The 501-nt window shown below is 78.0% G+C and carries 1 pseudogene; it reads right to left on the minus strand.

Annotated features, from left to right (window positions below):
- Positions 1–155 precede the first annotated feature (155 nt).
- Positions 156–501 (minus strand): annotated as a pseudogene (locus tag CCN42_RS43130) (hypothetical protein); the annotation flags it as partial.

Genomic DNA, 501 nt, shown 5'->3' on the forward strand with positions numbered 1-501 from the left:
CCCTCGCCGACCCGGCCTGGCCGGCCGCCGACACCGTCGTACGCCCCGCCGCCCGGCTCCTGCTCACGTCCCTGGACCGGCTGTCCGACGCTCTGCACGGGGCCTCGGACCACGGAAGCGGGCCCGCGAGGCACGGGTGAGGGCGCGGGCCGGCCTCAGGGGGCGCCCGGCCCCGCCGTAGGCAGCCCGGACGGCAGCTTCCCGCCCTCGGCCCTGGTGTACGTCTCGGTGCCCACCGAGCCCTCCCAGGTCACCTCGAGCGTGTTCGCGGTGACGGAGCCGACCGTCCCGGTGCCGCGCTCCCGGTCCCCGCCGCCGCAGGACAGCCGGACCGTCCGCTTCCCGGCACTCTCGCCGACCCGGCCGCTGCACATCGTCCCGCGGCTGGCGAACAGCCCGGCGTCGTCACCGGTGATCACCAGGGCCACGGCCTGTCCGCCGCTGGTGGCGAGCCAGCTGCCCTCCAGCCTCCCGGGGGCGGCGCCGGACGGGCTCTTGGTG

The sequence above is a fragment of the Streptomyces glaucescens genome (genome assembly GCF_002154375.1).
Taxonomy (GTDB): domain Bacteria; phylum Actinomycetota; class Actinomycetes; order Streptomycetales; family Streptomycetaceae; genus Streptomyces; species Streptomyces glaucescens.